This window comes from Streptosporangium sp. NPDC000396, from assembly GCF_042898655.1.
Lineage (GTDB): Bacteria > Actinomycetota > Actinomycetes > Streptosporangiales > Streptosporangiaceae > Streptosporangium.
Genome location: NZ_JBIAZA010000014.1, coordinates 1 through 24,599, shown reverse-complemented (window position 1 = coordinate 24,599; position 24,599 = coordinate 1). Strand labels below are relative to the sequence as shown.

Here is a 24,599-nt window from a genome sequence, read left to right as displayed (position 1 = left end):
CGCCTAGCCGCGCAGGCGTTCCATGGCCGGGTCGTAGAGCGGCTCCTCGGCGACGACGGCGGTGACCCGCTGGTCGAAGTAGCCGATGTGAACCGTCTGCCCGGGAACGGACAGCTCGGCCGGCAGCCAGGCGTAGGCGATGCCCTTGCCGATCGTGTAACCGTAGGCGGCGCTGGTGACGTATCCGACGCAGCGGTCGCCGTCGTAGACGGGCTCCTTGCCCATGACGACGGCGGCGGGGTCGTCGATCGTCAGGCAGGTCAGGCGGCGCCCGACCTTGGCGCGGCGCTCCTCCAGGGCCGCACGGCCGATGAAGTCGCCCTTGCCGTCCTTCCGTACGGCGAAGCCGAGACCCGCCTCGTAGGGGTCGTGCTCGTAGGTCATGTCGGTGCCGAAGGAGCGGTAGCCCTTCTCCAGCCGCAGGCTGTTGAAGGCGCCGCGGCCACCGGCGACGAGCCCGTGGGCCTGTCCCGCCTCCCAGAGGGTGTCCCACAGCTTGGCGCCCATGTCGGCGGTCGTGTAGAGCTCCCAGCCCAGCTCGCCGACGTAGGACAGCCGCAGCGCGGTGACGGGCACCGTGCCGATGTAGCCGCGCTTCCCCCGGAAGTAGCGGAAACCGCCCTCGGCGAAGTCGGGGCCCGCCAGCGGGGCGACGACGTCGCGGACGCGGGGACCCCAGATCCCGATGCAGCAGGTCCCGCTCGTGATGTCCCTGATCGTGACGGATCCGTCGGACGGGAGGTGGCGGTGGAACCAATCGAGATCGAGGTTGCCGTTGGCGCCGACCTGGAACAGGTCCCGGTCGATCCTGGCGACGGTGATGTCGCTGCGGATGCCGCCGTCCTCGTTCAGCAGCAGGCAGTAGGTCACCGAGCCGACGGACTTGTCGACGTCACCGGTCGAGATCCGCTGCAGGAAGGCGGCGGCTCCGGGGCCGCTGACCTCGATCCGCTTGAGCGCGGTCATGTCGTACATCGCGACGGTCTCCCGGGAGGCCTGGGCCTCCGCGGCGACGATCGGCGACCAGTAGCGGGAGGCCCAGTCGTTCGGCTGGGGGATGTCCCGTCCTTCGAGCAGGGAGGCGTTGGCGCCGTACCACTGGGGGCGCTCCCAGCCGTTGGCCTCCAGGAAGAAGGCGTCGAGCTGCCGCTGCCGCGCGTGGAACGGGCTGGTGCGCAGCGGGCGCAGGTTCTCCGGCGGCTGCAGCGGGTGGATGATGTCGTAGACCTCGACGAAGTTCTGGCAGTCGCGGGTCAGGACGTACTCGGGCGCGATCTGGTGGGGCTCGAACCGGTTGACGTCGCACTCGTGCAGGTCGAAGGACGAGCAGTAGCCGTCGACCAGCCATTCGGCCATGGCCCGGGCCACGCCCGCCGAGTGCGTCACCCACACGGCCTCGGCCACCCAGAAGCCCTTCACCTGGGGCGACTCGCCCATCAGCGGAAGGTTGTCGGTGGTGAAGGAGAACAGGCCGTTGATGCCCTCTTCGATCTTGGATTCCTGCGTCGAGGGCAGCAGCGACTGGGTCTCGGTCCACGCCGGGGCGAAGTCGTCCTCGGTGAACGACATCACCGAGGGCATCACCTCCGCCGCCTCGATCGAGAGGATGTCCTCCGCGCGGATCGGCATCGGGCGGTGGCCGTAGTAGCCGATGCCCAGCTGGTCGAACCGGTCGCGGTAGTACAGGTCGGCGTCCTGGTGGCGCAGGATCGGCCGGATGACCTCCTCGCTCTGGCCGTTCAGCGCGGGGATGGAGCCGGTCCAGGCGAGCTGGTGGGCCAGCGGGGTCAGCGGGAGGGGCATCCCCACCATGCCCGCGACCTTCGGGCCCCAGATGCCCGCGCAGCACACCACGAGGTCCGCCGGGATCTCGCCCTGGTCGGTGACGACGGCGGTGACCCGGTCGTCCTCGACGCGGATGTCCAGCACCTCGTGCCGCTCCAGCACCCGCACGCCCCGCTCCTGGGCGAGCCGGAGCTGGGCCTCGACCGCGCGCACGGCCTTGGCCAGGCCGTCGGTCGGCACGAAGAGGCCGCCCAGGATCCGGTCGGGGCTGAGCAGGCCGTGGCGCTCCACGCACTCCTCGGGCGTGAGCAGGTGGGCCTCGATGCCCCAGGCGGTGGCCCAGCCGTGGCGGCGGTGCAGCTCCGTGAGCCGCTCCGGGGTGGTGGCCACCTCAAGGCCGCCCACCTGGAAGAAGGCGTCGAGCGCCATGAACTTCTCGACGGTGTAGCGGGCCATCTCGGTCATGGTCTTGGACGAGTTCGTCTGGAAGACCAGGCCGGGGGCATGGGATGTGGATCCGCCCGTGGCCGGCACAGCGCCTTGGTCGACGACGGTGATGTCGTCCCAACCCCTCGCTGAGAGCTCGTCGGCAAGGGCCGCCCCGACGACTCCGGCTCCGATGATGACGACGCGCTGGCCTGCCATACACACCTCCGTCGTTGCGCAGTCCGAAACTTAGTGCGCTTCTCGCAACAGATTCTCCTCCCCCAGGGTGTGCTGTCAAGGATGAAAACGTGTTAAATCGGCCAGCCGTACAGAAGGCACACTCAAAACGACATAGGGCACGGCATGGACGTCGTAACCGTCCATGCCGTGCCCGATGCGGAAGGGTGCCGGTCTGCGGCGGGGCCACCGCCGGCTCAGGTCGCGGAAAGCCAGGCCTTCACCTTGTCGGGGTTCTCCTTGGCCCACTTCTCCGCGGCGTCCTCGGCCGTCATCTTGTCCTCGGAGATGTACTTCGCCACGAGGTTCTGGTCGTCGTTGGTCCACGTGAAGTTCTTGATCAGCGTGTACGCCGGGCTGCCCGAGTCGGCGAACTTCTTGCTCACGATCTTGTCGAGCTCGTAGAGCGGGTAATCGCAGGCCACCTTCGCGGCGTCGGCGTCACAGCCCTCGGTGTACTTCGGCAGGTTGACCTTGACCAGCTTCACCTCGGACATGAACCACTGCGGCTCGTAGAAGTAGCCCAGCATGGGCGTCTTCTGCTTCTCGGCCTGCCTGAAGGCGGTGATGAGCGCCGCCTCGCTGCCCGCGTAGACGACCTTGTAGTTCAGGTTCAGGTTCTTCACCAGGGCCGCGTCGTTGGTGACGAACGACGGGTCACCGTCAAGCAGCTGCCCCTTGCCCCCCGACTCGGAGGTCTTGAACAGGTCCGCGTACTTGTTGAGGCTGTTCCAGTCGGTGATGTCGGGATACTTCTCGGCCATCCACGGCGGCACGTACCAGCCGATGACGCCCTTGTTGCCCGTCGGGCCCGCGGAGACCGCGACCTTCTGGTCCTCGATGTATTTCTTCTTCAGGTCCTCGTGGGACCAGTTCTCCACGACCGCGTCCACCTGGCCCGTGGCGAACCCCTGCCAGGCCACCTCTTCCTTGAGGTCCTTCTTGGTGACCTTACAGCCGAGTTCCTTCTCGGCCACATATGCGATCACCGCGGCGTTGGCCTCATATCCGACCCACGGGTTGATGGCGATGTTCACCGAACCGCATGCCTTCTTGCCCTCCGCGCCGGTCTTGTCCGACGTGGACGTGCTCTCGCCGACCTTCGCCCCACCACACGCGGAGACGAGGAGGCCGGTGGCGACCATGAGCGCGATCGCTCCTGGCCGTCCGATCCTTTTGACTGTCACTGAGGTCCTCCTGTTTCCAAGGCCGCCGCCGGCAGCCGTTCACCCGTCGCCGTTCCACCGTGACGGGAGCTCTTGTCCCCTGTGTTCAGTGCCCCCCGTGGGCCGCGTTGTCGGCCCGCCGCGCCGCCGCCCTGGTGATCCGTTCAAGCATGATGCCGAGCACGACGATCGCCACACCGGCGGCGAGTCCCTTGCCCCGAAGCTGGAGCTGGGAGAAGCCCGCCACCACGTCGTACCCGAGCGCCCCGGCCCCTACCAGGCCGCCCACGACGACCATGGCGAGCACGTAGATGAGCCCCTGGCTCGTGGCGAGGGTCACCGCGGTGCGTGCCATCGGCAGCTGCACCTTGGAGATCAGCTGCCAGGTGTTCGACCCCGCGGCCGTCGCGGCCTCCACCGTGCTCGCGGAGACTCCCCGGATGCCGTCCGCCGTGAGCTTGATCGCCACCGGCGCCGCGTAGACGACCGCCGCGATGATGGCGGTGAACCGGGTCGCTCCGAACAGGCCCAGGATCGGCACCAGGTAGACGAAGGCGGGCATGGTCTGCCCGGCGTCCAGCACCGGCCGCAGCACCTGGTCGACGCGCTCGCTGCGCCCCATCCAGACGCCCAGGACCACTCCCAGGATCATCACCAGGACGGTGGCCACAAGCGTGGAGGCCAGCGTCACCATGCTGTCCTGCCACAGGCCGAGCCCGACGAGGATGCCGATGGAGACGGCGCAGACGAGCACGACCCGGACGTTCGCCAGGATGGCGGCGAACGCGATCACGACCAGGCCGAAGAGCCACCACGGCGAGCCCGTCAGCAGTGCCTCGAACGGGTTCAGCAGGGTGTGGGTGATGAAGTTCTTGAAGGCGTCGGTGTAGGTGACCAGGCTGTCCTGCACCCACTGGCTCGCCGAGTCGGCACCGCGGCGCACGTATGAGCCCAGGTTCGCCTCGCTGGGGAACTCCGCCGCCCACACGTAGATGTGGGACAGGTAGGCCAGCACTCCGGCGACCCCCAGGACCGCGGCGACCTCGATGCGGCGGCGGTTCGGGCTCTGCGCCTGGCCCGCCCGGTTGGCCACCTCGACACGCCGGCCGGCCGCCGAGGTCACCCGGTCGAGCACGATCGCCATGATGACGATGGCCAGGCCCGCGTTGAAGGCCGTGCCGACGTCGAGCGTCTCCAGCGCCTTGAGCACGGTCTTGCCGAGCCCGGGGGCGTCGATGAGCGCGGCGATGGTGGCCATGGACAGCGCGGCCATGATCGTCTGGTTGACACCGACGACGATGGTCTGCTTGGCCAGCGGGAGCCGTACCTTGCTGAGCGACTGCCACGGGGTCGACCCCAGCGACGTGCTCGCCTCCAGGATCGAGGGCTGTACCTCGCGGATGCCGTGAGCGGTGATCCGGATCGCGGGCGGGACCGCGTAGATGATCGTCGCCACGGTGGCGCTCGCCGGGCCGATGAGGAAGAAGAGGGTGAGCGGCGCGAGGTAGACGAACGTCGGCATCGTCTGCATGAAGTCGAGCACCGGCGTGACCACCCGGTTGAACCGGTCGCTCACTCCCGCCCAGACCCCCAGCGGGATGCCGATCAGCAGCGAGAGCACGACGGCGGCCAGGGTGAGAGCGAGGGTGTCCATGCTCTCCTCCCACAGGCCGAGCAGGCCGAAGGAGGCGAAGCCCACCACGGTCAGCAGCGCGACCTTGCGGTTGCCGTACAGCAGCGCGACCGCCGTCGTGAGGGCGACCACGCCGAGCCAGCCGATGACCGGAACCGGCCTGCCGAAGGAGGGCTGGCTGATCAGCGCCTGGACGAACCCGACGGACTCGTCCAGGAACAGCCGGATGTAGTTGATGAAGTAGAGGAACAGCGGGTTTTCGTTCCTGCCGTTGTCGATGACCTCGCTGGCCTCGTTGATCCGCGTGTGCAGCGGCGTCAGCTCGGCGCCGCCGAGCGCGAGGGTGTCACGGCCCCGGACGAACAGCCAGATGAGCACCCACGCCACGACGACGGCGGCGAGCAGGTAGTGGCGCGGCGGGAGCGCCCGGCGCTTCAGGCCGCCGGAGAGCGCGGCCAGCGTGGCCATCATGGCCGCTCCTCGGGAGACTCCGCGATCACCTCAAGGATCTCCTCGCTCGTGACGACACCCAGCAGCTCTCCGTCGGAGACGATCTTAACGGGGTGCGCCGCGCGGAGAACCGTGTGGACGGCGTCGCGGACGACGACGTCGGGTCCCAGCTCGGGCCCCTCCAGGGACTCGCCCGGGTGGGGCTGGCGCATGATCCAGCGGGTCGTGAGCACGTGGGAGCGGGGGACGTCCCGGACGAACTCCCGCACGTAGTCGTCGACGGGGGCGCCGACGACCTCGTCGGGCGTGCCGACCTGGACCAGCTCGCCGTCCCGCATGATGAGAATGCGGTCACCGAGCTTGAGGGCCTCGCTCAGGTCGTGCGTGATGAAGACCATCGTCTTGCCGACCTCGCGGTGCAGGCGGCAGACCTCGTTCTGCATGTCCCGCCGGATCAGCGGGTCGAGCGCCGAGAACGGCTCGTCGAAGAAGAGCACCTCGGGATCCACGGCGAGCGCCCGGGCCAGTCCGACGCGCTGCTGCATGCCGCCGGAGAGCTGGTCGGGGTAGGAGCCCTCGTAGCCGGAGAGCCCGACGAGCTCGATCATCTCCCGCGCCCGCTCGTAGCGGGCCTCCTTCTTCACTCCCCGGATCTCCAGCCCGTAGGCCACGTTGTCCAGGACCCGCCGGTGCGGCAGCAGGCCGAAGTGCTGGAAGACCATGGCGAAGCGGCGCCGGCGCAGCTCGCGCAGTTGCTTGTCGCCGGCCTTGCGAATGTCCTCGCCGTCGAACAGCACCTCGCCCGCCGTCGGCTCGATCAGCCGCGTCAGGCAGCGTACGAGGGTGGACTTGCCCGATCCGGACAGGCCCATGACGACGAAGACCTCTTGAGGCCGTACGGTGAAGGAGACGTCGCGGATGCCGGCGACGCATCCCGTCTTCTCCTTCAGCTCGCTGCGCGACAGGCCCGCCAGCGAGGTTCCGACGATCTTGTCGGAACTCGGGCCGAAAACCTTCCACAGGCCGCGCACATCGAGGACGGCCCGGTCCTCGCTCGGTGCGGAGACACTCGGCTGTGCCTGCTGGGTCGGTGACGTCATGGTCATGACCACCTCATGGTCGTCCGGGGATGGAAATCCGTGTCAGCCGCTGAACCAGCGCTGAGGGCGCGGGCGGACGTTCTGCCATACATGCTTGATCTCGCGGTATTCGTCCAGGCCTGCCCGCCCCAGCTCGCGGCCGATGCCGGACTGCTTGAAACCGCCCCATTCCGCCTGGGGGACGTAGGGGTGGTAGTCGTTGATCCAGACGGTGCCGTGCCGGAGGCGCTGGGCCACCCGCTGGGCCTTGCTCGCGTCCTGCGTCCACACCGCTCCGGCCAGGCCGTAGTCGGTGTCGTTGCCGAGGCGGACCGCCTCGTCCTCGCCGCTGAAACGTTCGACGGTGAGGACGGGACCGAAGGACTCCTCGCGGACCACCCGCATATCCCGGTGGCACTCGTCCAGGATGGTCGGCGGGTAGAAGTAGCCGTTCCCGGGGAGCCGCTGCCCGCCGCAGCGCAGCACGGCACCCTCGGCGATCCCGGCCGCGACGTACTCCTCCACCTTGGCCAGGTGCGCGGCCGAGATGAGCGGTCCGGTCTCCGCGTCGATGTCGAAGGGCCCGCCGAGCCTGATGCGCTCGGCCCGGCGCACGACCTCGTCGACGAAGGCGTCGTGCAGGGAGTCCTCCACCAGCAGCCGGGCACCTGCCGAGCAGACCTGGCCGGAGTGGAGGAAGACGGCCGTCAGCGCGAAGTCGACGGCGGTCTCGAAGTCGGCGTCGGCGAAGACGATGTTGGGGTTCTTACCGCCGAGTTCCAGCGCGACCTTCTTCACGGTCTTCGCCGCCGACGCCATGATGAGCCGGCCCGTCGTCAGGCCGCCGGTGAACGACACCAGGTCCACGTCCGGGTGCTCGGCCAGCGGCGCGCCGACCTCGGCACCCGCGCCCAGGACGAGGTTGCCGACACCCGGGGGAAGCCCGGCCTCCTCAAGCAGGCGCATGAACATGATCGCGGTGGACGGCGTGAGCTCGCTGGGCTTCAGGACGAAGGTGTTCCCCGCGAGCAGCGCGGGGGCGACCTTCCAGGAAGTCTGCAGGAGCGGGTAGTTCCACGGCGTGATGAGACCGCACACGCCGACGGGCTCGTAGACGACGCGGCTGACGGCGTCGTCACGGCCCGTGTCGATGACGCGGCCGGCCTCGGTGCCGGCGATTCCACCGAAGTAGCGCAGGCACGCCACCACGTCGTCGACGTCGTACTCGCTCTCGACGAGCCGCTTGCCGGTGTCGAGCGACTCGGCCCTGGCGACGTTCTTCTTGTCCCTCTCAAGGAGGTCCGCCACCCTCAGGAGCAGAGCTCCGCGCTCGCGCTCCGGGGTCGTCGGCCAGGGGCCCTCGTCGAACGCCCGGCGGGCCTCGGCGATCGCGATCTCGGTGTCCGCGGCGGTCGCCTCCGACACCGTCGCCACGAGGCTGCCGTCGGCGGGCGAGCGGATCTCACGGTACCCGCGCGCGACGGGATCCCTCCAAGTTCCACCAAGATAGAGATCAGTCACGAACGGGCCGTCCTTCCGGTTACCGCATGATCCGTTGCGTATGGCGCATCGGAATGCTTAACGAGAAACAGAATCGACCCTGCACGTTCACCCAGTCAAGGCCCTTCCGTTTTCATTACCGTGCCAACCGAGTCGTGAGGAGACCTGGTCAGCAGCCTCCATCACCTGCTGGGCCACGCTCGGGAGGCGTTCGGCGGGAAGCCGGAAGGTCGGACCGGACACGCTCATCGAGGCGACGACCCTGCCCTCGGCGTTCGAGATGGGCGCCGCCACGGCGGTGAGACCGATCTCCAGTTCGTCGGCGGCGACGGCGTATCCGCATTCCCTGACCTCGTCGAGCTCCCGCTTCAACCGCCGGAGGTCGGTGACGGTCCGCTCCGTGAACATCCCCAGCGGCTTGGCCGTCAGCTCCTCGAAACGCTCCGCGGGGGCGTGGGCGAGCAGCACCTTCCCGTTGGACGTGGCGTGCACCGCCACGCGCCGGCCCGCCCAGTTGTGGGCCTGCAGGGCGGAGGGCCCCGCCATCTGGTCGACGTACAAGACCTCGTCGCGATCGAGAATCGCGACGTTGACGGTCTCGCCCACCGAGGCCGCGAGCCTCTCACCGATGGCCCGGCTCTCCCGCACCACGTCGAGCCTGGCGGTCGTGGCACCGGCGAGCCGGAGAATCCCCACCCCCAGCCGGTACTTCCCCCGGTCGGCGGTCTGCTCGACGAGCTCGTGCATCTCCACCGTCATGATCAGCCGGAAGGCCGTGGACCGATGGACTCCCAGCTGCGCGGCGATCTCGCTGACCCCCAGCTCCCCGTGCCGGGCGAGCAGCTTGAGGACGGACAGCGCCCGGTCCACGGACTGCACCGCCGCGCCATCCTTTTCCATTTCGTTGCTCATGGCACAACTTTAAGCGGGTTACGCATCGTCTCTTGACCTGCACCACGAGTGGGCGGCATTCTGTTGCGTATCAATCACCAAGTTGCGCATAGCGCAATCACACTCGCTGGAGCTTCCATGTCCCACCGCGAGTTCATCCTCACCGTGTCCTGCGAGGACAAGCCTGGGCTCGTGCACGCGATCAGCAGCTTTCTCGTCCAGCAGGCGGGAAACATCCTGCAGAGCCAGCAGTTCGACGACCGGTTGCAGAACCGGTTCTTCATGCGCGTGAACTTCGACGTCGCGGACCCGCAGAAGGGGCTCGACGAGCTGCGAGACGGATTCGAGCCGGTGGCGCAGTCCTTCCAGATGGCATGGCAGCTGGAAGAGGCCTCGACCCCGACGAGGACCCTCATCATGGTGTCCAAGTTCGGCCACTGCATGAACGACCTTCTCTTCCGCAGGCTCACCGGAGGACTGAACATCGAGATCCCCGCGATCGTCTCCAACCATCGCGAGTTCGAGTCGCTGGCGGCGTCCTACGACATCCCGTTCCACCACATTCCGGTGACGCCGGAGACCAAGCCCGCGGCCGAGGAGCGCGTCCTCGAACTCGTCGACGAGCTCAAGGTGGACCTGGTCGTCCTCGCCCGCTACATGCAGGTCCTCTCCGACGACATGTGCAAGAAGCTGGAGGGACGGGCCATCAACATCCACCACTCGTTCCTGCCCGGGTTCAAGGGGGCCAGGCCCTACCACCAGGCTCACCAGCGAGGCGTCAAGCTCATCGGCGCGACCGCGCACTACGTCACGGCGGACCTCGACGAGGGACCCATCATCGAGCAGGACGTGGCCCGCGTCGACCACTCCCTCGCCCCCGCCGACCTGGCCGCCATCGGCCGCGACGTGGAGGCGCAGGTGCTGGCGCGAGCGGTGAAGTGGCACACCGAGCGGCGCGTGCTCCTCAACGGCAACAGCACCGTCGTCTTCCGCTGACCCCTCTCCCCGTACGGACCCCCCTCCCATCCGTACGGGGAGAGGGGTCAGACCCCCGTGCGGACCCCCCATCCCCTCCCTCCCATCCAGGCAGGGAGCCAAAGCCCCGTACGGACTCCCCTTCCCGTACGGCTTACGCCCCCGGACCCTTGAGGCAGGGTCCGGGGGCGTTATTCATACGACATTCATACGAGTTACGACATTCATACGACTTACGCCCCCGAATCCCTGAGCAGGGTCCGGGGGCGTATTCGTGTGCCCGCTACTTCTTCTGGTGCCGGTAGAAGTCGACCTTCTCCGCCTCAAGCGGGGTGTTGCCCATGATCAGGTCGGCCGCCTTCTCCGCCAGCATCATGACCGGCGCGTAGATGTTGCCGTTGGTGACGTACGGCATGACCGAGGCGTCCACGACGCGGAGCCCCTCAAGGCCGTGCACCTTCATGGACAGCGGATCGACGACGGACATCTCGTCGACGCCCATCTTGGCGGTGCAGGAGGGGTGCAGCGCGGTCTCGCCGTCCTTGGCGACCCAGTCGAGGATCTCCTGGTCCGTCTCGACCTTCGGCCCCGGCGACAGCTCCCCGGCGTTGAACGCGTCCATGGCGGGCTGGGTGAGGATGCGGCGGGCGGCCCGGACGGCCTCCACCCACTCCCTCCGGTCCTGCTCGGTGGACAGATAGTTGAAACGCAGGGCCGGGTGGACCCGGGGATCGGTGCTCTTGATCTTCACCGAACCCCGCGCGTCGGAGTACATCGGCCCGACGTGCACCTGGTAACCGTGCCCGCCCGAAGGCGAGGAGCCGTCGTAGCGCACGGCGATGGGCAGGAAGTGGAACATCAGGTTCGGGTAGTCGACGTCCTCGTTGCTGCGGATGAAACCGCCGGCCTCGAAGTGGTTGGTCGCTCCGGGCCCCGAGCGCAGGAACAGCCACTGGGCGCCGATCCAGGGCCGATTACGCCACTTCATCGCGGGCTGCATCGACACCGGCTGCTTGCAGCCGTACTGGATGTAGACCTCCAGGTGGTCCTGCAGGTTCTCCCCGACCCCGGGCAGGTCGTGCACGACGTTGACCCCGAGGGCTCCCAGCTCGGCGGCGTTGCCCACGCCGGACAGCTGAAGCAGCTGGGGCGAGTTGATCGCGCCGCCACAGAGGATGACCTCGCCCGCGCGGACCCTCTTGCCGTTGTACTCGACGCCGACGGCGCGCTTGCCCTCGAAGAGGATCTTCGTGACGAACGCGCGCGTCTTGACCTCAAGGTTGGGACGGCTCATCACGGGGTGCAGGTAGGCCCGGGCGGCCGACAGCCGGCGTCCCCGGCGGATGTTGCGGTCGAAGCGGGCGAAGCCCTCCTGGCGGTATCCGTTGACGTCGTCGGTCAGCGGATAGCCGGCCTGCTGCACCGCCTCGAAGAAGGCTCCGAACAGCGGGTTGCGCGCGGGCCCGCGCTCAAGCATGAGCGGCCCGCTGTGCCCTCGCATGAGGTCCTCGGGACCCGCGGCGAGGCAGTTCTCCATTCGCTTGAAATAGGGCAGGCAATGGGCGAAGTCCCAGGTCTCCATGCCGGGGTCGGCGCCCCAGCGCTCGTAGTCCAAGGGATTGCCCCGCTGGAAGATCATTCCGTTGATGCTGCTGGAACCGCCCAGCACCTTCCCGCGGGCATGGTAGATCCGACGGCCGTTCATGTGCGGCTCGGGCTCGGATTCGTACTTCCAGTCATAGAAGCGGCTGCCGATCGGGAAGGGCAGCGCAGCCGGCATGTGGATGAAGACGTCCCAAAGGGAATCCGAGCGACCGGCCTCCAGCACCAGCACTCGGTTGGAGGGGTCGGCGGACAGGCGGTTCGCAATAGCGCTTCCGGCTGATCCGCCCCCGACGACGACGAAGTCGTACATGTCTGCCTCGTCTCGCTCAAGCAGGGGTAGTAACGGTCATCGTATCGAATAGCGCAATATGTTGCACTATTCGCAACCAAGATTGTTGTGAAGTAATGGACGCGGGTTGCTCATAACGCTTACAGTCCCGCTATGGGCAACGATTCCTCCAACGGTCGCGCTGACAGCAACGGCGGTGTCCAGTCGGTCGACCGAGCCATCAGCATCCTTGAGATCCTCTCCCAGCGCCGCGAGGCGGGGGTGAGCGAGATCGCCCTGGAGATCGCGGTTCACAAGTCGACCGCGTTCCGGCTGCTCGGCGCGCTGGAGTCCCGAGGCCTGGTCGAGCAGGCCGAAGACCGGGGGAAATACCGGCTCAGCTTCGGGATCGTGCGCCTCGCGGGCGGCGTGGCCGCCCGGCTGGACCTCACCCAGCAGAGCCGCCCCATCTGCCGGCGGCTCGCCGAGGAGATCGGCGAGACGGTGAACATCGCCGTCCTGCGCTCCCACTACGCGGTCAACCTCGACCAGGTGCGCGGGCCGTCGGCGGTCACCACGCAGAACTGGGTCGGGCAGCTCACTCCCCTGCACGCCACGTCGAGCGGGAAGGTCCTGCTGGCCTACCTCGACGACCGGCACCGGACACAGCTGATCGACGCCGGCGGCTTCGAGAAGTACACGCCGAACACGATCACCTCGATCACCGCTCTTGAGGAGCAACTGGAGGAGGCCCGGCACCGGGGCTACGCGGTCACCGTCGAGGAGTACGAGATCGGGCTGAACGCCGTCGCGGCGCCCGTCCGCTCCCACGAGGGAGAGGTCGTCGCCGCGGTCAGCGCCTCGGGTCCGGCCTACCGCTTCAGCGAGGAGCGGCTGCACGACCTCGCCCCGGCTTTGATCGCCGGGGCCGAGGACATCAGTCACCGCCTGGGGTATGTCGGCTGAGCCGTACCACGACGCTCTTGGAGGTGGGGGTGTTGGAGGTCTCCGCCACCGAGTCCAGCGGGACCAGCACGTTCGTCTCGGGGAAGTAGGCCGCGCAGCACCCGCGCGCGGTCGAGTAGGCGATGACGCGGAACGCCTCGGCCCTGCGCTCCCCGTCGGGCCACTCGCTGGTCAGGTCCACCATGTCGCCGTCGGCCAGGCCTCGCTCGGCCAGGTCGTCGGGGTGGACGAAGATGACGCGGCGCCCGTTGCTCACGCCCCGATAACGGTCGTTCATGCCGTAGATCGTGGTGTTGTACTGGTCGTGGCTGCGGACCGTCTGCAGCAGGAGCCGCCCCGGAGGGACCCGCAGCACCTCAAGAGCGTTGACGGTGAAGTTGGCCTTGCCCGTCGCGGTCGGGAAGCGCCGCTCGTCGCGCGGCGCGTTGGGCAGGGCGAAGCCGCCCGCAACGCGGACGCGGGCGTTGAAGTCGTCGAAGCCCGGCACCACGCGCGCGACGCGGTCGCGGATCGCGTCGTAGTCGCCCTCGAACTCCTCCCAGGGCACGTGGGGGTCGGCGCCGAAGAGCTCCCTGGCCAGCCGGCAGACGATCTCCACCTCGGAGATCAATTCGGGCGAGGCGGGCCTGAGCCGGCCACGGGAGGCGTGGACCAGGCCCATGGAGTCCTCGACCGTGACGAACCGATCACCGTCGCGCTCGGTGCGTCCCAGCGTCGGGAGGATGAGCGCCTCGCGCCCGCAGACGGCGTGGGAGCGGTTCAGCTTGGTCGACACCTGCACCGTCAGCCGGGCCTGGCGCATCGCCGCCTCCGTCACCGCCGTGTCCGGCGTCGCGGACACGAAGTTGCCGCCCATCGCGAAGAACACCTTCGCGTCTCCGGAGCGCAGCGCCCTGATCGCCTCCACGGCGTCCGCGCCGTGGTGGCGGGGCGGCTCGAACCCGAACTCGTCGCGGAGCGCGTCGAGGAAGCTCTCCGACGGCTTCTCGTAGATGCCCATCGTGCGGTCGCCCTGGACGTTGGAGTGCCCCCGCACCGGGCAGACCCCGGCCCCCGGGCGCCCCACGTTCCCGCGTAGCAGCAGGAAGTTGACCACCTCCCGGATGGTGGCGACGGAGTTCTTGTGCTGGGTGAGGCCCATCGCCCAGCACACGATCACCGATCGCGCCCCGAGCACGTCTTCGACCGTGGCCTCGATCGCCGCACGATCCAGGCCGGTCGCCTCCTCGACCTCCGCCCAGTCGAGGTCGCGGACGTCCTTCTCCCAGGCGTCGAAGCCGTGGGTGTGGGTCTCGACGAACTCGCGGTCGATCACCGAGCCGGGAGCCCGGTCCTCGGCCTCCAGCAGCAATCGCGACAGGGCCTTGAACAGCGCCATGTCACCGTTGAGCCGGATCTGCAGGAAACGGTCGGCCAGCGCCGTACCGCGCCCCACCACCCCGGACGACCGCTGCGGGTTCTTGAAGCGCAGCAGCCCGGCCTCGGGCAGCGGGTTGACCGCGACGACCCGCGCACCGTTCTGCTTGGCCTTCTCCAGCGCCGCCAGCATGCGCGGGTGATTGGTGCCGGGGTTCTGGCCGACCACGAAGACGAGGTCGGCCCGGTGCAGGTCCTCCAGCGACACCGTGCCCTTGCCGATGCCCAGGGTCTGGTTGAGGGCCGAGCCGCTGGACTCGTGGCACATGTTGGAGCAGTCGGGAAGGTTGTTCGTGCCGAACCGGCGCACGAGGAGCTGGTAGACGAACGCGGCCTCGTTGGAGGTGCGGCCGGAGGTGTAGAACAGCGCCTCGTCCGGGCTGTCGAGCGCGCGCAGCTCCCTGGCGACGATGGCGAACGCCTCGTCCCAGCCCACCGGCACGTAGTGGTCGGAGCCGGCGGGCTTGTGCATCGGCTCGGTGAGCCGTCCCTGCTGGCCCAGCCAGTAGTCGGTGCGCCCGGCCAGCGCGTCCACGGTGTGCTCGGCGAAGAACTCGCGGGTGACCTTGCGGGTGGTGGCCTCCTCGGCCACCGCCTTCGCGCCGTTCTCGCAGAACTCCGCCGGGCTGCGGTGATCCCCTTCGGGCCACGCGCAACCCGGGCAGTCGAAGCCGTTCTTCTGGTTGACCCGGGCCAGGGTCAACAACGTACGGCCGGCGCCCATCTGGGCGTAGGACATGAGCAGCGAGTGAGCCACCGCCGGCACTCCCGCCGCCCACTCCTTGGGTGGGTGGACCTCGAGGCCGTTCTCGGTGACGTCCTCGCGCGGAGCCTTCCTGCCCATCCGGGCGCCTCCTTCTTCAGTTGAGCGGGTCTTTCTTCGGTTACGCGATTGTCGTCCCCAGCCGGTTGAGCACCCAGTCATGGAACGCCCCGATGTGGTGCTCGCTCGGCACCAGGACCCCGCCCTTGGCGTAGGCACGGGAGTTCATGGCCGGCTGGCACCGCTCGCACGCGTCGAAGTCTTGCACGTTGACCCGGTGGAAGAGCTCGACGGACGGGCCGAGGTCCTTGCCGGCCTCCACGACGTCCTTGCGGAACAGCCAGTCGCACTCGACGATCGTCCGGTCGGCGGCCAGGGGGAACATCCGGTGGACGATCACGTGGTCGGGCACCAGGTTGATGAACACCTGCGGCTTGATGGTGATCGCGTAGTAGCGGCGGTCCTGGTCCTCGCTCACACCCTCGATGCGGTCCAGGCCCTCGGACCCGTCGACCGTGAACCCCTGGATGTTCTCGCCGAACTCCGCGCCGTGCCCCACGAAGTACTGCGCCGCGTAGCCGTCGGCGAACTCCGGCAGCACCTCGGTGAGCTCGGGGTGGATGGTGGCGCAGTGGTAGCACTCCATGAAGTTCTCGACGATGAGCTTCCAGTTCGCCTTGACGTCGTAGACGATCCTGCGGCCCACGTCGAGGTTCTCGATGCCGTAGTTGTCGATCGACTCCACGTCGCCCAGCCGGGTGATCACCTCACCGATCACGTCCCCCTCGAACGAGGGCGGCTCGTCGGCCAGGCAGACCCACACGTAGCCGATCCACTCCCGCACGTGGACGTTGATCAGCCCGTACTCGACCCGGTCGATGTCGGGCATCTTGGTGAGGTTCGGGGCGGCGATCAGCTTGCCCTCGAGGTCGTAGGTCCAGGCGTGGTACGGACACTGGAACGCCCGCTTGACCTCGCCGGACTCCTCGGTGCAGATCTGGGCGCCACGGTGGCGGCACACGTTGAGGAAGGCGCGGATCGAGTTGTCCCGCGCCCGGGTGACGAGGACGCTCTCCCGGCCCACCTGAACCGTCTTGAAAGCGCCGGGCTTGCCCAGGTCAGAGGACTTGGCCACGCAGAACCACATCGACTCGAAGATATTCTTCTGCTCGGAGGCGAAGATCTCCTCGTCGGTGTAGTAGCTGCCGGGCAGGGTGGCGATCACACTGGGGGGCAGGGTTGGCGCGCTCACGCTGTCTCCTTCTTCGGCTCGATCGGCCTCGTTCGCGGGTTGCTGCGCGCGCTGACGCGCTCGCTCACAGGTCGCCCCTCGGAATGGGGCATCATGCGGCTCCCGCTACGCGTGAGCCGGGTGATCCGGGTCTTCTCAGTGGCCACGGCGGATCCACTCCTCCAGCTGTGGCGCCTCCGCCCCGATGCTGGTGTCCCCACCGTGGCCGGTGTGCACGACGGTCTCGGGAGGCAGGGTGAGCAACGTGTTCCGGATCGACGAGATGATCGTGGGAAAGTCGCTGTAGGACCGGCCGGTGGCGCCCGGACCACCGTTGAAGAGCGTGTCTCCGGACAGGAGCACGCCGAGGTCGGGCACGTAGAGGCAGACGGCGCCGGGTGCGTGACCGGGCGTGTGCAGGACGTGGACCGCGGTGCCGGCGACCTTCAGGATATGACCGTCGGCCAGCTCCGCGTCCGGCCTGATCGCCGGATGCGTCAGCCGCCACAGCACGTCGTCGTCGGGGTGCAGGAGGACCGGTGCGCCGGTGCGCGCGGCCACCTCCGGCGCCGCGCCGACGTGGTCGTCGTGGGCGTGCGTGCACACGATGCCGACCACTTCCCGGTCGCCGACCGCCTCGACGATCGCGCCCGCGTCGTGGGCGGCGTCGACGATCAGCACCTGGTCGTCGTCCCCGAGCAGCCAGACGTTGTTGTCCACCTCCCAGGTGCCCCCGTCGAGGCTGAAGGTCCCCGAGGTGACGAGGCGTTCGACGCGCATCAGAGGACCACCACCGAGCGCAGCACCTCGCCGCGGTGCATCTTCTCGAAGGCGCTCTCGACCTCGTCCAGCTTGATCGTCTCGGTCACGAAGGCGTCCAGGTCGAAACGGCCCTGGAGGTAGAGCGACACGAGCATCGGGAAGTCACGGCTGGGCAGGCAGTCGCCGTACCAGCTCGACTTCAGGGCGCCGCCGCGGCCGAACACGTCGAGCAGCGGCAGCTCCAGCGTCATCTCGGGCGTGGGAACACCGACCAGAACGGCCGTTCCCGCGAGGTCGCGCGCGTAGAACGCCTGCTTGAAGGTCTCCGGCCGGCCCACCGCGTCCACCACGACGTCCGCGCCGTTGCCGCCCGTGAGCTCGCGGATCGCCTCGACCGGGTCGGTCGCGCGGGCGTTCACGACATGGGTCGCCCCGAACTGGCGGGCTCCGTCCAGTTTCCTCTCGTCCACGTCCACGGCGATGATCGTGGTGGCTCCGGCCAGGTTCGCTCCCGCGATCGCGGCGTTGCCCACCCCGCCGCAGCCGATGACCGCGATGCTGTCGCCCCGGCTGACCCCGCCGGTGTTGACCGCGGCGCCGAATCCGGCCATCACACCGCAGCCGAGCAGTCCCACCGCCGCCGGAGAGGCGCTGGGGTCGACCTTGGTGCACTGTCCGGCCGCCACGAGGGTCTTCTCCGCGAACGCGCCGATGCCCAGGGCGGGGCTCAGCTCCGTGCCGTCGGCCAGGGTCATCTTCTGCTTGGCGTTGTGGGTGGCGAAGCAGTACTGCGGGCGGCCGCGCAGGCAGGAACGGCAGGAGCCGCACACCGCCCGCCAGTTCAGGATGACGAAGTCCCCGGGTGCGACGTCGGTGACCCCGGCGCCCACGGCCTCGACGACACCGGCCGCCTCGTGCCCGAGCAGGAACGGGAAGTCATCGGAGATGCCGCCCTCCCGGTAGTGCAGGTCCGTGTGGCAGACCCCGCAGGCCTGCACCTTCACCAGGGCCTCGCCCGGCCCGGGATCCGGAACGATGATCGTCTCCAGGCTGACCGGTGCTCCCTTGGCCTTGGCCACAACCCCGCGGACTTCGTGCGACATGGATTTCCTCTCAACGAGTCGTGACGGCGTCGATCCGACGACGCCAGCGAGTGAACAGACGGACCTGGTTCATGCTCAGCACCGCGACCGGCTGGTCGTCCCGGTAGTAGACGGCGAGGAAGCTGCGGTTGGCCACGTCGCCTTCCTCCACGACGAGCTTGTCCCCCGGGCGCGCATAACCAACGAACTGAATCTTCGTGTCGTACTGGTCGGACCAGAAGTACGGCGACTTGGGCGGCTCGGGCACGGTCATCCCGCCCGAGAGCAGCGTGACCGCCGCCGCCGCGGGCCGCTGCAGCGCCCCGGTCCAGTGCTCGACGCGGTGGTGCTGCCCCACGGCGGGGTCGAACCAGGCCGCGCAGTCGCCGACGGCGACGACGCCGGGCACATTGGTGGCGCCCGCGGCGTCGCACAGCACCCCGTTGCCGAGCTGGACGCCCGACCCTTCCAGCCATTCGACGTTGGGCCGCGCGCCGATGCCGACGAGCACCACGTCCGCCGGCAGGGTCCGGCCGTCGTCGAGCAGCACTCCGTTCACCCGGTCCGTGCCGGTGAGCGCCCGCACGCCGACGCCGCAGATGAGGCGGACTCCGTGGTCACCGTGGAGCGAGGCCACCGTGGTGCCCATCTCGGCGCCGAGCACGTTGGCGAACGGGATCGGCGCCGCCTCGACGACCGTCACGTCGAGTCCCAGCTCGCGGGCGGTCGACGCGACCTCGGCCCCGATGAAACCGGCGCCGATCACCACGAGGCGCCGTCCTCCGACGAGGTCGGCACGCAGGGCGCGGGCGTCGTCGAGGGAGCGCAGGGTGTGGACTCCGTCGAGACCGCCGTTTCCGGGCAGGGAGCGAGCGGTGGCGCCCGTCGCGATGACGATTCCGTCGGCCCGCTCCGAGGTGCCGTCGCCGAGGAGCACGCTGCGGCTGCGCGGGTCGAGCCCGACCGCGGTCACACCGAGCTTCCACTCGACTCCGAGGTCCTCGTCCTCGGCCTCCAGCGACAGGTCGGCCTCGCTCAGCCGCCCGGCGAGAAACTCCTTCGACAGCGGCGGCCGGTCATAGGGACGGTGCCACTCGGTTCCGATGAGCGTCAGCCGCCCGTCGAATCCCTGATTGCGCAGCGCGCGGGCGGCCGACAGGCCCGCCAGCGAGGCGCCGACGACGGCGATCGACCTCATGCCGACCCCAGACCGACGCCGGGCGGCAGGTTGGGGGGCTCCTCGGAAGGAATGATGTAGACCGTGTCGTCCTCGACCACCACCTGGTGGGTGCGGATGGGCAGCTTCGCCGGAGGGGCGTCCACCTTGCCCGTGCGCAGGTCGAAGCGGGAGGCGTGGAGCGGGCATTCCACCTCGCAGCCCTCCAGCCACCCATCGGCGAGCGACGCGTCCTGATGCGTACAGGTGTCGTCGATGGCGTAGATCTCACCGTCTTCCGTATGGAAGACAGCGATCGGCGGTTCGATGTCGAGACGGTAGGCCTCGCCCCGCGGAAGGGCCGCAAGGGGGCACGCAGGAATCATCGCAACTTACCCCGGTTTCGTAGGACGGAACAGGCAGCGCTATACGCAACAGCGTGACTCCGCGGGACCCCGATGTCAAGAGTCGACATGTAGGAGCAAATCGCCCATGATGGTCTGCGCGTTCCATGCCCCGGCGACGGCACCGCTGAGGGCTCAGAGGAACGATCTCCGCGGGTGGCGCACCCGATGGACGCCAAGACGCCCGGGTCCGCCTTTCCCCGCCTTTTCCCGCCTTTTCCGCCATCGGACGACCCATGAGCGGATGACCGGACGACAGGTCTGGCCGTACGGCGAGCTTGTTCACCTGGAAATCGTTCGGCCCATGCCGTACACCCGCCCGCGAGGGGGCGGGTGTACGGCGAATCGATCATGTTGATCATGACCGAAGCGGCACGGCCGCGCTCGGGCGGCAGCCACTGGAGTCCCACCGGGATGTTTCGGGCTCCGGGCCGGAGCACCGCTCCGGGCCGGAGCGCCCCCTCCCGGCCCCCGTCGGGCACGGAGCCCGAACATCAGGGAGGGGGCGGATCAAAGTCCGGAAGGTCGGTATCGGCCGACGGCACGGACAATCCTTACGGCGATGCCTCCACGGCATCGGCACGAACGATCCCTACGGCGACCACGTCGCCGTAGGGATCGTCATACGCCGGTGTCCTCGCGATAGCCTCCGGCCTGCATCTCGAACAGCCGGGACTACCCCCCGTCCGCGGCCATGAGGTCGTCGTGCATTCCCCGCTCGACGATCCGGCCGTCACCGAGCACGATGATCAGGTCCGCGTCGCGGACCGCATGACATTACGCCCGATGTCGAACAGGCACGAGGTGAATCGTCACTTCGCCCGCGCCACCTCAGCGAGGGCCGAAAGCTCCGTCTGCGCGTCCACGATCGTGCCGTCCGGGCCGACTCGCAGGAACGTCGGGAAGGCTTCCACGCCGAGTTCCCTCACCATTCTGCTGGCGTTCTCCGCTGTGACGACGCTCGCCACATCGCCGACCACCTCGATGAGGTCGTCGACCTTCCGGCCGCCACCGGAGTGGCAGAGACGCCGGAACACCGGCACGGCATTCGCTGACCGCGGCGTAGGCACCGCCGCGGTAGAACTCGCAACGCGGCGACGGAGGCGATGAAATCGTCGAACGCGGCCCGGTTACAGGCCTTGCCCACCAGCGCCACGACGAAGACGCCGAACAACGACGACCGACACGCGATCGTCAGGTAAGACATGGATCCGATCCCGCCGTCGGCCTGATCCCATGGCACCCCATGGTCCGGCGGCCGGGCCGGCCGCCGGACCATGGGAATGACATCAGGATCTTCTCTCAGCCGCTAGCAGACCGCGACCTCATAAGCCTGACATGGGCTGCAGCCGGAGGTGCCGCCGACGACGTGGCACCACTTCTTGTACCGCCACATGTTTCTGCAGTAGCAGTACTCCTCCCATGAGGTGTCCGCTTTCGCGGCCGCCTTCGGCACCAGCTTCTCGAGCACCCGGTCGCCGAGTCTTCCCAGAAGACCAGTCATCTGGACTCACTCCTCCCGTAGGGCGATGTGGACGCCCGAAACACTATTTTGGGGAAATACAGCCGCCGATACAGCCGAGCTACAGCCGGGTGGTGAGCAGCTTCTCCAGCACCGGATCACGCCGCATACCGGGTGCCGCGAAGAGTTCCCCGGCCCGGCGGGCGCCCTCCGCCGCGGCACGAGGACGTCATACGCCGGCGTCCTCGCGATAGCCTCTGGCCTGCATCTCGAACAGCCGGGAGTACCCTTCGCCCGCGGCCATGAGGTCGTCGTGCGTTCCCCGCTCGACGATCCGGCCGTCACCGAGCACGACGATCAGGTCCGCGTCGCGGATCGCGCCGAGCCGGTGTGACACGAGCAGGCTGGTGCGCCCCGTGCGATGCTCGCGCAGCCGCCGATGCATCTCGTATTCGGCCTGCGCGTCCAGACCCGAGCTGGGCTCGTCGAGAATGAGCAGGTCGCGCCGCTCGCGTACCAGCGCGCGGGCCAGTGCCAGGCGCTGCCACTGGCCTCCGGAGAGCAGCACCCCGGCCTGCGGGTCGTCGTCCTCTCCCCCGAAGAAGATCCGGCTCAGCAGCGTGTCGTAGCCCCGGGGCAGCGCCCGGACGATTTCGTGGACGTCCGCCATCCTGGCTGCGGCCTCGATCCGGGTGCGGTCGGACAGTTCCCCGACCTCTCCCACCCCGATGTTCTCCGCCGCGGTCAGGTCGTAGTTCATGTAGTCCTGGAAGAGCACGCCCATCCTGGCGCGCAGCTCGGCGGGCGGCACATCGCGTAGGTCCACGCCGTCCCAGAGGATCTCCCCCCGGGACGGGTCGTAGAACCGGCACAGCAACTTGATCAAAGTGCTCTTGCCCGCCCCGTTGAGCCCCACCAGCGCGACCGACGCACCATGCGGGATCGTCAGGCTGACGCCCTTCAGCACCCATGGGTGACTCTCGTCGTAGCGGAACCACACGTCGCGCAGCTCGATCCCCCGCCGCAGCGCGGGCAGCGAGGTGACCGACCGGGGCGGCCGAAGGTCATCGGCCAGCGATGTCACCTGCTCGTGGTAGCCGAACAGGGACAGCGCCTGGCGGGCGTGGGCCGCGTTCTCCACCACCGCGATCAACGCGGCCTGCGTCCCGGCCACGGCGGCGGCGAATGCGGTCACATCGCCGAGGGTCAACCGGCCGTTCACGGCGGCGTACACCGCCCATATCAATCCCGCGCCGCTGACCACGGCCGACAGCGTCGCGAGCAGCGACTGGGTGAGCGCCTCCCGCCGGTCCAGCCGCCGCTCACCGGCCTGGATGGCGGTCAGCTCCCCGAAGATCCGGCCCTTGAGGAAGTCACCCAGCCCGAAGAGCCGGACCTCCTTGGCGGCCTGCACGTCGGTGACGAGGGAGGAGTAGAGGATCTGCCGCCGGATCGAGGTGGACTGCCCGGCGATCATCTTCATCCGCCGCCTCTCCAGCGACATCCGGGCGGCCAGAGCGGGAGCCGCGGCCAGCGCCACCAGCCCCGCCATGAGCGGGCTCAGCACGGCAAGGGAGGCAAGAAGGCCGACCAGCGTGATGACGTTGCGCCCGATGTCGAACAGGCCTGAGGTGATGGGCATCAGCGAGCCACCCGTCGCCTGCATGGCCATCCGCAACCTGTCCAGGAACGCCGGGTTCTCGAACCGCGACAGACCCTGGAACCCGTTCACCGCGGTGTACAGGCGATCCTGCATCAGGCGGTCCAGCCTGCGCTCCGACTCGGCCCGCAGATAGGCGACGAGGTGCGGCAGCACCCCGGCGGCCAGTCCCATAAGGGTCAGGCCGCACACGGGCGGCAGCACATGATCGATACGGCCGGCCGCCAGTTCGTCGACGAGAAGCTTCGTCGCCCACACGGTTCCCATGGGCACCAAGCCGCCGATGACGGTGATCACCAGCTGGGACAGGGCCAGACCGGGTCCGGCCCGCCAGCACAGCGACGCCACCGTTCCGGCGTGCCGCGTCAGGCGGCGCAGCCGTCCCTCATCCGGCTTCACGCCCGGGGCCGGAAAAGCGGTCACCTCGCGCGGGCCGTTCCAGTGAGAATCTCCGGGTCCGTGTCCGCGTCCACGATCGTGCCGTCCGGGCTGACCCGAAGGAATGTCGGGAAGGCCTCGATACCGACCGTCTTCACCAGGTTGTCGGCCTGTTCCGCCGTGACGATGCTCGCCGCGTCGCCGATCACCTCGGCGAGGTCGCCGGCCTTCGAGGGGTCACCGGAGATGACCGCCATGGCGGTGCCGGTGCGGGCCACCTCGGCGAACTGCGGTGCGCGCTCATGGCACGCGCCGCAGTTGACGTCGAAGAACGCCACGAGCCGTGGCCGCTCGCCGCCGTCCGTCCCGGCAGGGGGCAACGTGCGACCGACCAGGACTCTCGGATCGTACGGACTGAACGGATTGAGCCGTCCCGGCCCGGCGAGGCGCTCCAGCTCGGCGGTGTGCTCGCGCAGGCGGCGCAGTACCGCGAAGGTGAGCACCAGGTCGAAGACGCAGAGTATGCCGACCAGCACGACGGCGGCGATCAGGAAAGGCATCGGGCAACCTCACTTAGGGACTTCGGGCGTCGCGCCCGCGTGTCATCGTGGCGGCACAGAGGGGGTGAACAGGCTCAGCAGGTCGTCAAGACGCACGACGATCAGGACGCCCACGGCGGCGGCGACCAGCGCGAGGGCGATCCCCACCGGGTGCGCCCCGGCCCCGTCGCCACCGGCGACGGCCCCTGCCGTGAGCCCGGCGCCGCCGGCCAGCAGCAGGACGAGATTGCGCGCCACGTGCGCCGTGCCGAGCGGCGTGGCGGAGGCCCCGAAGCAGCGGCACGGCGCGCGCCGCCCCCGGCGCATGGCGGCCAGGATGCCGGTGGTCAAGGCGATGAGCAACGCCATCGCCGCCGCGAACCCCAGGAGCACGGTGGACGGCAGCGCGAGCGACAGGATCACCACGGCCTCCGCCCCCAGCACGGCATACGCCGCCGCCGTGGACCCCGCGCGCGGGAACATCCCGAGGGCCACGATCGAGGCCACGAACTCGTCGAACGCCACCCGTCCGCGAATCTTGCCCGCCAGCGCGATCAGGAAGACACCGGCCAGCAGCGCCCTGCACGCGATCATCAGATAGAGCATTTTCACCGTTCCGCCGCTCGCTCCACCCTGTGACGGGCGTGGGGGGGGGGGGGGCCCCCCCGCGGGCGGGGGGGGGGGGCCCCCGGCCCCCCCCGCCCCCCCCCCCCCCCCCCCGGGCGCGCGGGCGCCGCGGGGCCCCGTGCACGCGTCACGCGCCGA

20 protein-coding genes are annotated in these 24,599 nt (G+C 68.9%); 2 read left to right on the top strand and 18 right to left on the bottom strand.

The features are described 5' to 3' along the window. Positions 1-3: 3 nt before the first annotated feature. The 6 genes from ACFY2X_RS22875 to ACFY2X_RS22850 all read right to left on the bottom strand — a co-directional run bounded on the left by ACFY2X_RS22875 (position 4) and on the right by ACFY2X_RS22850 (position 9,188). Complete coding sequence (locus ACFY2X_RS22875) at positions 4-2,430, bottom strand: FAD-dependent oxidoreductase (RefSeq protein ID WP_389940798.1); 2,427 nt, start codon at positions 2,428-2,430, stop codon at positions 4-6. A 215-nt stretch (positions 2,431-2,645) separates the two neighbouring features. Then, positions 2,646-3,635, bottom strand: coding sequence for an ABC transporter substrate-binding protein (locus ACFY2X_RS22870; protein WP_389940796.1), 990 nt, complete (start codon positions 3,633-3,635; stop codon positions 2,646-2,648). Between the two features lie 85 nt (positions 3,636-3,720). After that, positions 3,721-5,718 (bottom strand): ABC transporter permease, encoded by a 1,998-nt coding sequence (locus ACFY2X_RS22865; protein WP_389940794.1) that lies wholly within the window; start codon positions 5,716-5,718, stop codon positions 3,721-3,723. After that, positions 5,715-6,797: a glycine betaine/L-proline ABC transporter ATP-binding protein gene (locus ACFY2X_RS22860; protein WP_389941219.1), complete on the bottom strand. Its 1,083-nt coding sequence runs from the start codon at positions 6,795-6,797 to the stop codon at positions 5,715-5,717. The genes ACFY2X_RS22865 and ACFY2X_RS22860 overlap by 4 nt, the downstream gene beginning before the upstream one ends. Before the next feature lie 42 nt (positions 6,798-6,839). Next, complete coding sequence (locus ACFY2X_RS22855) at positions 6,840-8,297, bottom strand: aldehyde dehydrogenase family protein (protein WP_389940792.1); 1,458 nt, start codon at positions 8,295-8,297, stop codon at positions 6,840-6,842. A gap of 87 nt (positions 8,298-8,384) precedes the next feature. Further along, on the bottom strand, positions 8,385-9,188 hold the full coding sequence (locus ACFY2X_RS22850) for an IclR family transcriptional regulator (RefSeq protein WP_389940790.1): 804 nt from the start codon (positions 9,186-9,188) through the stop codon (positions 8,385-8,387). Between the two features lie 117 nt (positions 9,189-9,305). Between ACFY2X_RS22850 and purU the strand changes: the two genes are divergently transcribed. Continuing rightward, a complete protein-coding gene (gene purU, locus ACFY2X_RS22845; RefSeq protein WP_389940788.1) occupies positions 9,306-10,163 on the top strand; it encodes a formyltetrahydrofolate deformylase in 858 nt (285 codons plus the stop codon). A gap of 262 nt (positions 10,164-10,425) precedes the next feature. On the opposite strand, the gene betA is transcribed toward purU, so the two are convergent. Continuing rightward, positions 10,426-12,057, bottom strand: a complete 1,632-nt coding sequence (betA, locus tag ACFY2X_RS22840; protein WP_389940786.1) for a choline dehydrogenase — start codon at positions 12,055-12,057, stop codon at positions 10,426-10,428. A gap of 132 nt (positions 12,058-12,189) precedes the next feature. Between betA and ACFY2X_RS22835 the strand changes: the two genes are divergently transcribed. Beyond that, positions 12,190-12,981: an IclR family transcriptional regulator gene (locus ACFY2X_RS22835; RefSeq protein ID WP_389940784.1), complete on the top strand. Its 792-nt coding sequence runs from the start codon at positions 12,190-12,192 to the stop codon at positions 12,979-12,981. Here ACFY2X_RS22835 and ACFY2X_RS22830 read toward each other — a convergent pair. From ACFY2X_RS22830 to ACFY2X_RS22780, 11 genes are all read right to left on the bottom strand, one after another. Beyond that, complete coding sequence (locus ACFY2X_RS22830) at positions 12,953-15,241, bottom strand: FdhF/YdeP family oxidoreductase (RefSeq protein WP_389940782.1); 2,289 nt, start codon at positions 15,239-15,241, stop codon at positions 12,953-12,955. The two genes, ACFY2X_RS22835 and ACFY2X_RS22830, sit on opposite strands and share 29 nt — an antisense overlap. Before the next feature lie 40 nt (positions 15,242-15,281). Continuing rightward, positions 15,282-16,412, bottom strand: coding sequence for an aromatic ring-hydroxylating dioxygenase subunit alpha (locus ACFY2X_RS22825; RefSeq protein ID WP_389940780.1), 1,131 nt, complete (start codon positions 16,410-16,412; stop codon positions 15,282-15,284). Positions 16,413-16,547: 135 nt separating this feature from the next. Continuing rightward, positions 16,548-17,171 carry an MBL fold metallo-hydrolase gene (locus ACFY2X_RS22820; protein ID WP_389940778.1) on the bottom strand — a complete coding sequence of 208 codons (624 nt, stop codon included), beginning with the start codon at positions 17,169-17,171 and terminating at the stop codon, positions 16,548-16,550. Further along, complete coding sequence (locus ACFY2X_RS22815) at positions 17,171-18,256, bottom strand: S-(hydroxymethyl)mycothiol dehydrogenase (RefSeq protein ID WP_389940776.1); 1,086 nt, start codon at positions 18,254-18,256, stop codon at positions 17,171-17,173. Before ACFY2X_RS22815 ends, ACFY2X_RS22820 begins: the two co-directional genes overlap by 1 nt. Before the next feature lie 10 nt (positions 18,257-18,266). Next, positions 18,267-19,433, bottom strand: coding sequence for an NAD(P)/FAD-dependent oxidoreductase (locus tag ACFY2X_RS22810; protein ID WP_389940774.1), 1,167 nt, complete (start codon positions 19,431-19,433; stop codon positions 18,267-18,269). Then, complete coding sequence (locus tag ACFY2X_RS22805) at positions 19,430-19,777, bottom strand: bifunctional 3-phenylpropionate/cinnamic acid dioxygenase ferredoxin subunit (protein WP_389940772.1); 348 nt, start codon at positions 19,775-19,777, stop codon at positions 19,430-19,432. Before ACFY2X_RS22805 ends, ACFY2X_RS22810 begins: the two co-directional genes overlap by 4 nt. 830 nt (positions 19,778-20,607) lie before the next feature. Beyond that, entirely contained in the window at positions 20,608-20,832 is a 225-nt protein-coding gene (locus tag ACFY2X_RS22800; RefSeq protein WP_389940770.1) for a hypothetical protein, read from the bottom strand. Between the two features lie 272 nt (positions 20,833-21,104). Then, positions 21,105-21,299 (bottom strand): hypothetical protein, encoded by a 195-nt coding sequence (locus ACFY2X_RS22795; RefSeq protein WP_389940768.1) that lies wholly within the window; start codon positions 21,297-21,299, stop codon positions 21,105-21,107. A gap of 187 nt (positions 21,300-21,486) precedes the next feature. Further along, positions 21,487-23,316 carry an ABC transporter ATP-binding protein gene (locus ACFY2X_RS22790; RefSeq protein ID WP_389940766.1) on the bottom strand — a complete coding sequence of 610 codons (1,830 nt, stop codon included), beginning with the start codon at positions 23,314-23,316 and terminating at the stop codon, positions 21,487-21,489. Between the two features lie 20 nt (positions 23,317-23,336). Continuing rightward, positions 23,337-23,855, bottom strand: a complete 519-nt coding sequence (locus ACFY2X_RS22785; RefSeq protein WP_389940764.1) for a hypothetical protein — start codon at positions 23,853-23,855, stop codon at positions 23,337-23,339. A 42-nt stretch (positions 23,856-23,897) separates the two neighbouring features. Continuing rightward, complete coding sequence (locus ACFY2X_RS22780; RefSeq protein ID WP_389941217.1) at positions 23,898-24,440, bottom strand: MauE/DoxX family redox-associated membrane protein; 543 nt, start codon at positions 24,438-24,440, stop codon at positions 23,898-23,900. Between the last annotated feature and the right edge of the window lie 159 nt (positions 24,441-24,599).

Coding starts and splice junctions, on each gene's coding strand:
- ACFY2X_RS22875 (WP_389940798.1), bottom strand. CDS start 2,430: ATGGCAGGCCAGCGCGTCGTCATCATCGGAGCCGGAGTCGTCGGGGCG.
- ACFY2X_RS22865 (WP_389940794.1), bottom strand. CDS start 5,718: ATGATGGCCACGCTGGCCGCGCTCTCCGGCGGCCTGAAGCGCCGGGCG.
- ACFY2X_RS22860 (WP_389941219.1), bottom strand. CDS start 6,797: ATGACGTCACCGACCCAGCAGGCACAGCCGAGTGTCTCCGCACCGAGC.
- ACFY2X_RS22850 (WP_389940790.1), bottom strand. CDS start 9,188: ATGAGCAACGAAATGGAAAAGGATGGCGCGGCGGTGCAGTCCGTGGAC.
- purU (WP_389940788.1), top strand. CDS start 9,306: ATGTCCCACCGCGAGTTCATCCTCACCGTGTCCTGCGAGGACAAGCCT.
- betA (WP_389940786.1), bottom strand. CDS start 12,057: ATGTACGACTTCGTCGTCGTCGGGGGCGGATCAGCCGGAAGCGCTATT.
- ACFY2X_RS22835 (WP_389940784.1), top strand. CDS start 12,190: ATGGGCAACGATTCCTCCAACGGTCGCGCTGACAGCAACGGCGGTGTC.
- ACFY2X_RS22830 (WP_389940782.1), bottom strand. CDS start 15,241: ATGGGCAGGAAGGCTCCGCGCGAGGACGTCACCGAGAACGGCCTCGAG.
- ACFY2X_RS22820 (WP_389940778.1), bottom strand. CDS start 17,171: ATGCGCGTCGAACGCCTCGTCACCTCGGGGACCTTCAGCCTCGACGGG.
- ACFY2X_RS22815 (WP_389940776.1), bottom strand. CDS start 18,256: ATGTCGCACGAAGTCCGCGGGGTTGTGGCCAAGGCCAAGGGAGCACCG.
- ACFY2X_RS22810 (WP_389940774.1), bottom strand. CDS start 19,433: ATGAGGTCGATCGCCGTCGTCGGCGCCTCGCTGGCGGGCCTGTCGGCC.
- ACFY2X_RS22805 (WP_389940772.1), bottom strand. CDS start 19,777: ATGATTCCTGCGTGCCCCCTTGCGGCCCTTCCGCGGGGCGAGGCCTAC.
- ACFY2X_RS22795 (WP_389940768.1), bottom strand. CDS start 21,299: ATGACTGGTCTTCTGGGAAGACTCGGCGACCGGGTGCTCGAGAAGCTG.
- ACFY2X_RS22785 (WP_389940764.1), bottom strand. CDS start 23,855: ATGCCTTTCCTGATCGCCGCCGTCGTGCTGGTCGGCATACTCTGCGTC.
- ACFY2X_RS22780 (WP_389941217.1), bottom strand. CDS start 24,440: ATGCTCTATCTGATGATCGCGTGCAGGGCGCTGCTGGCCGGTGTCTTC.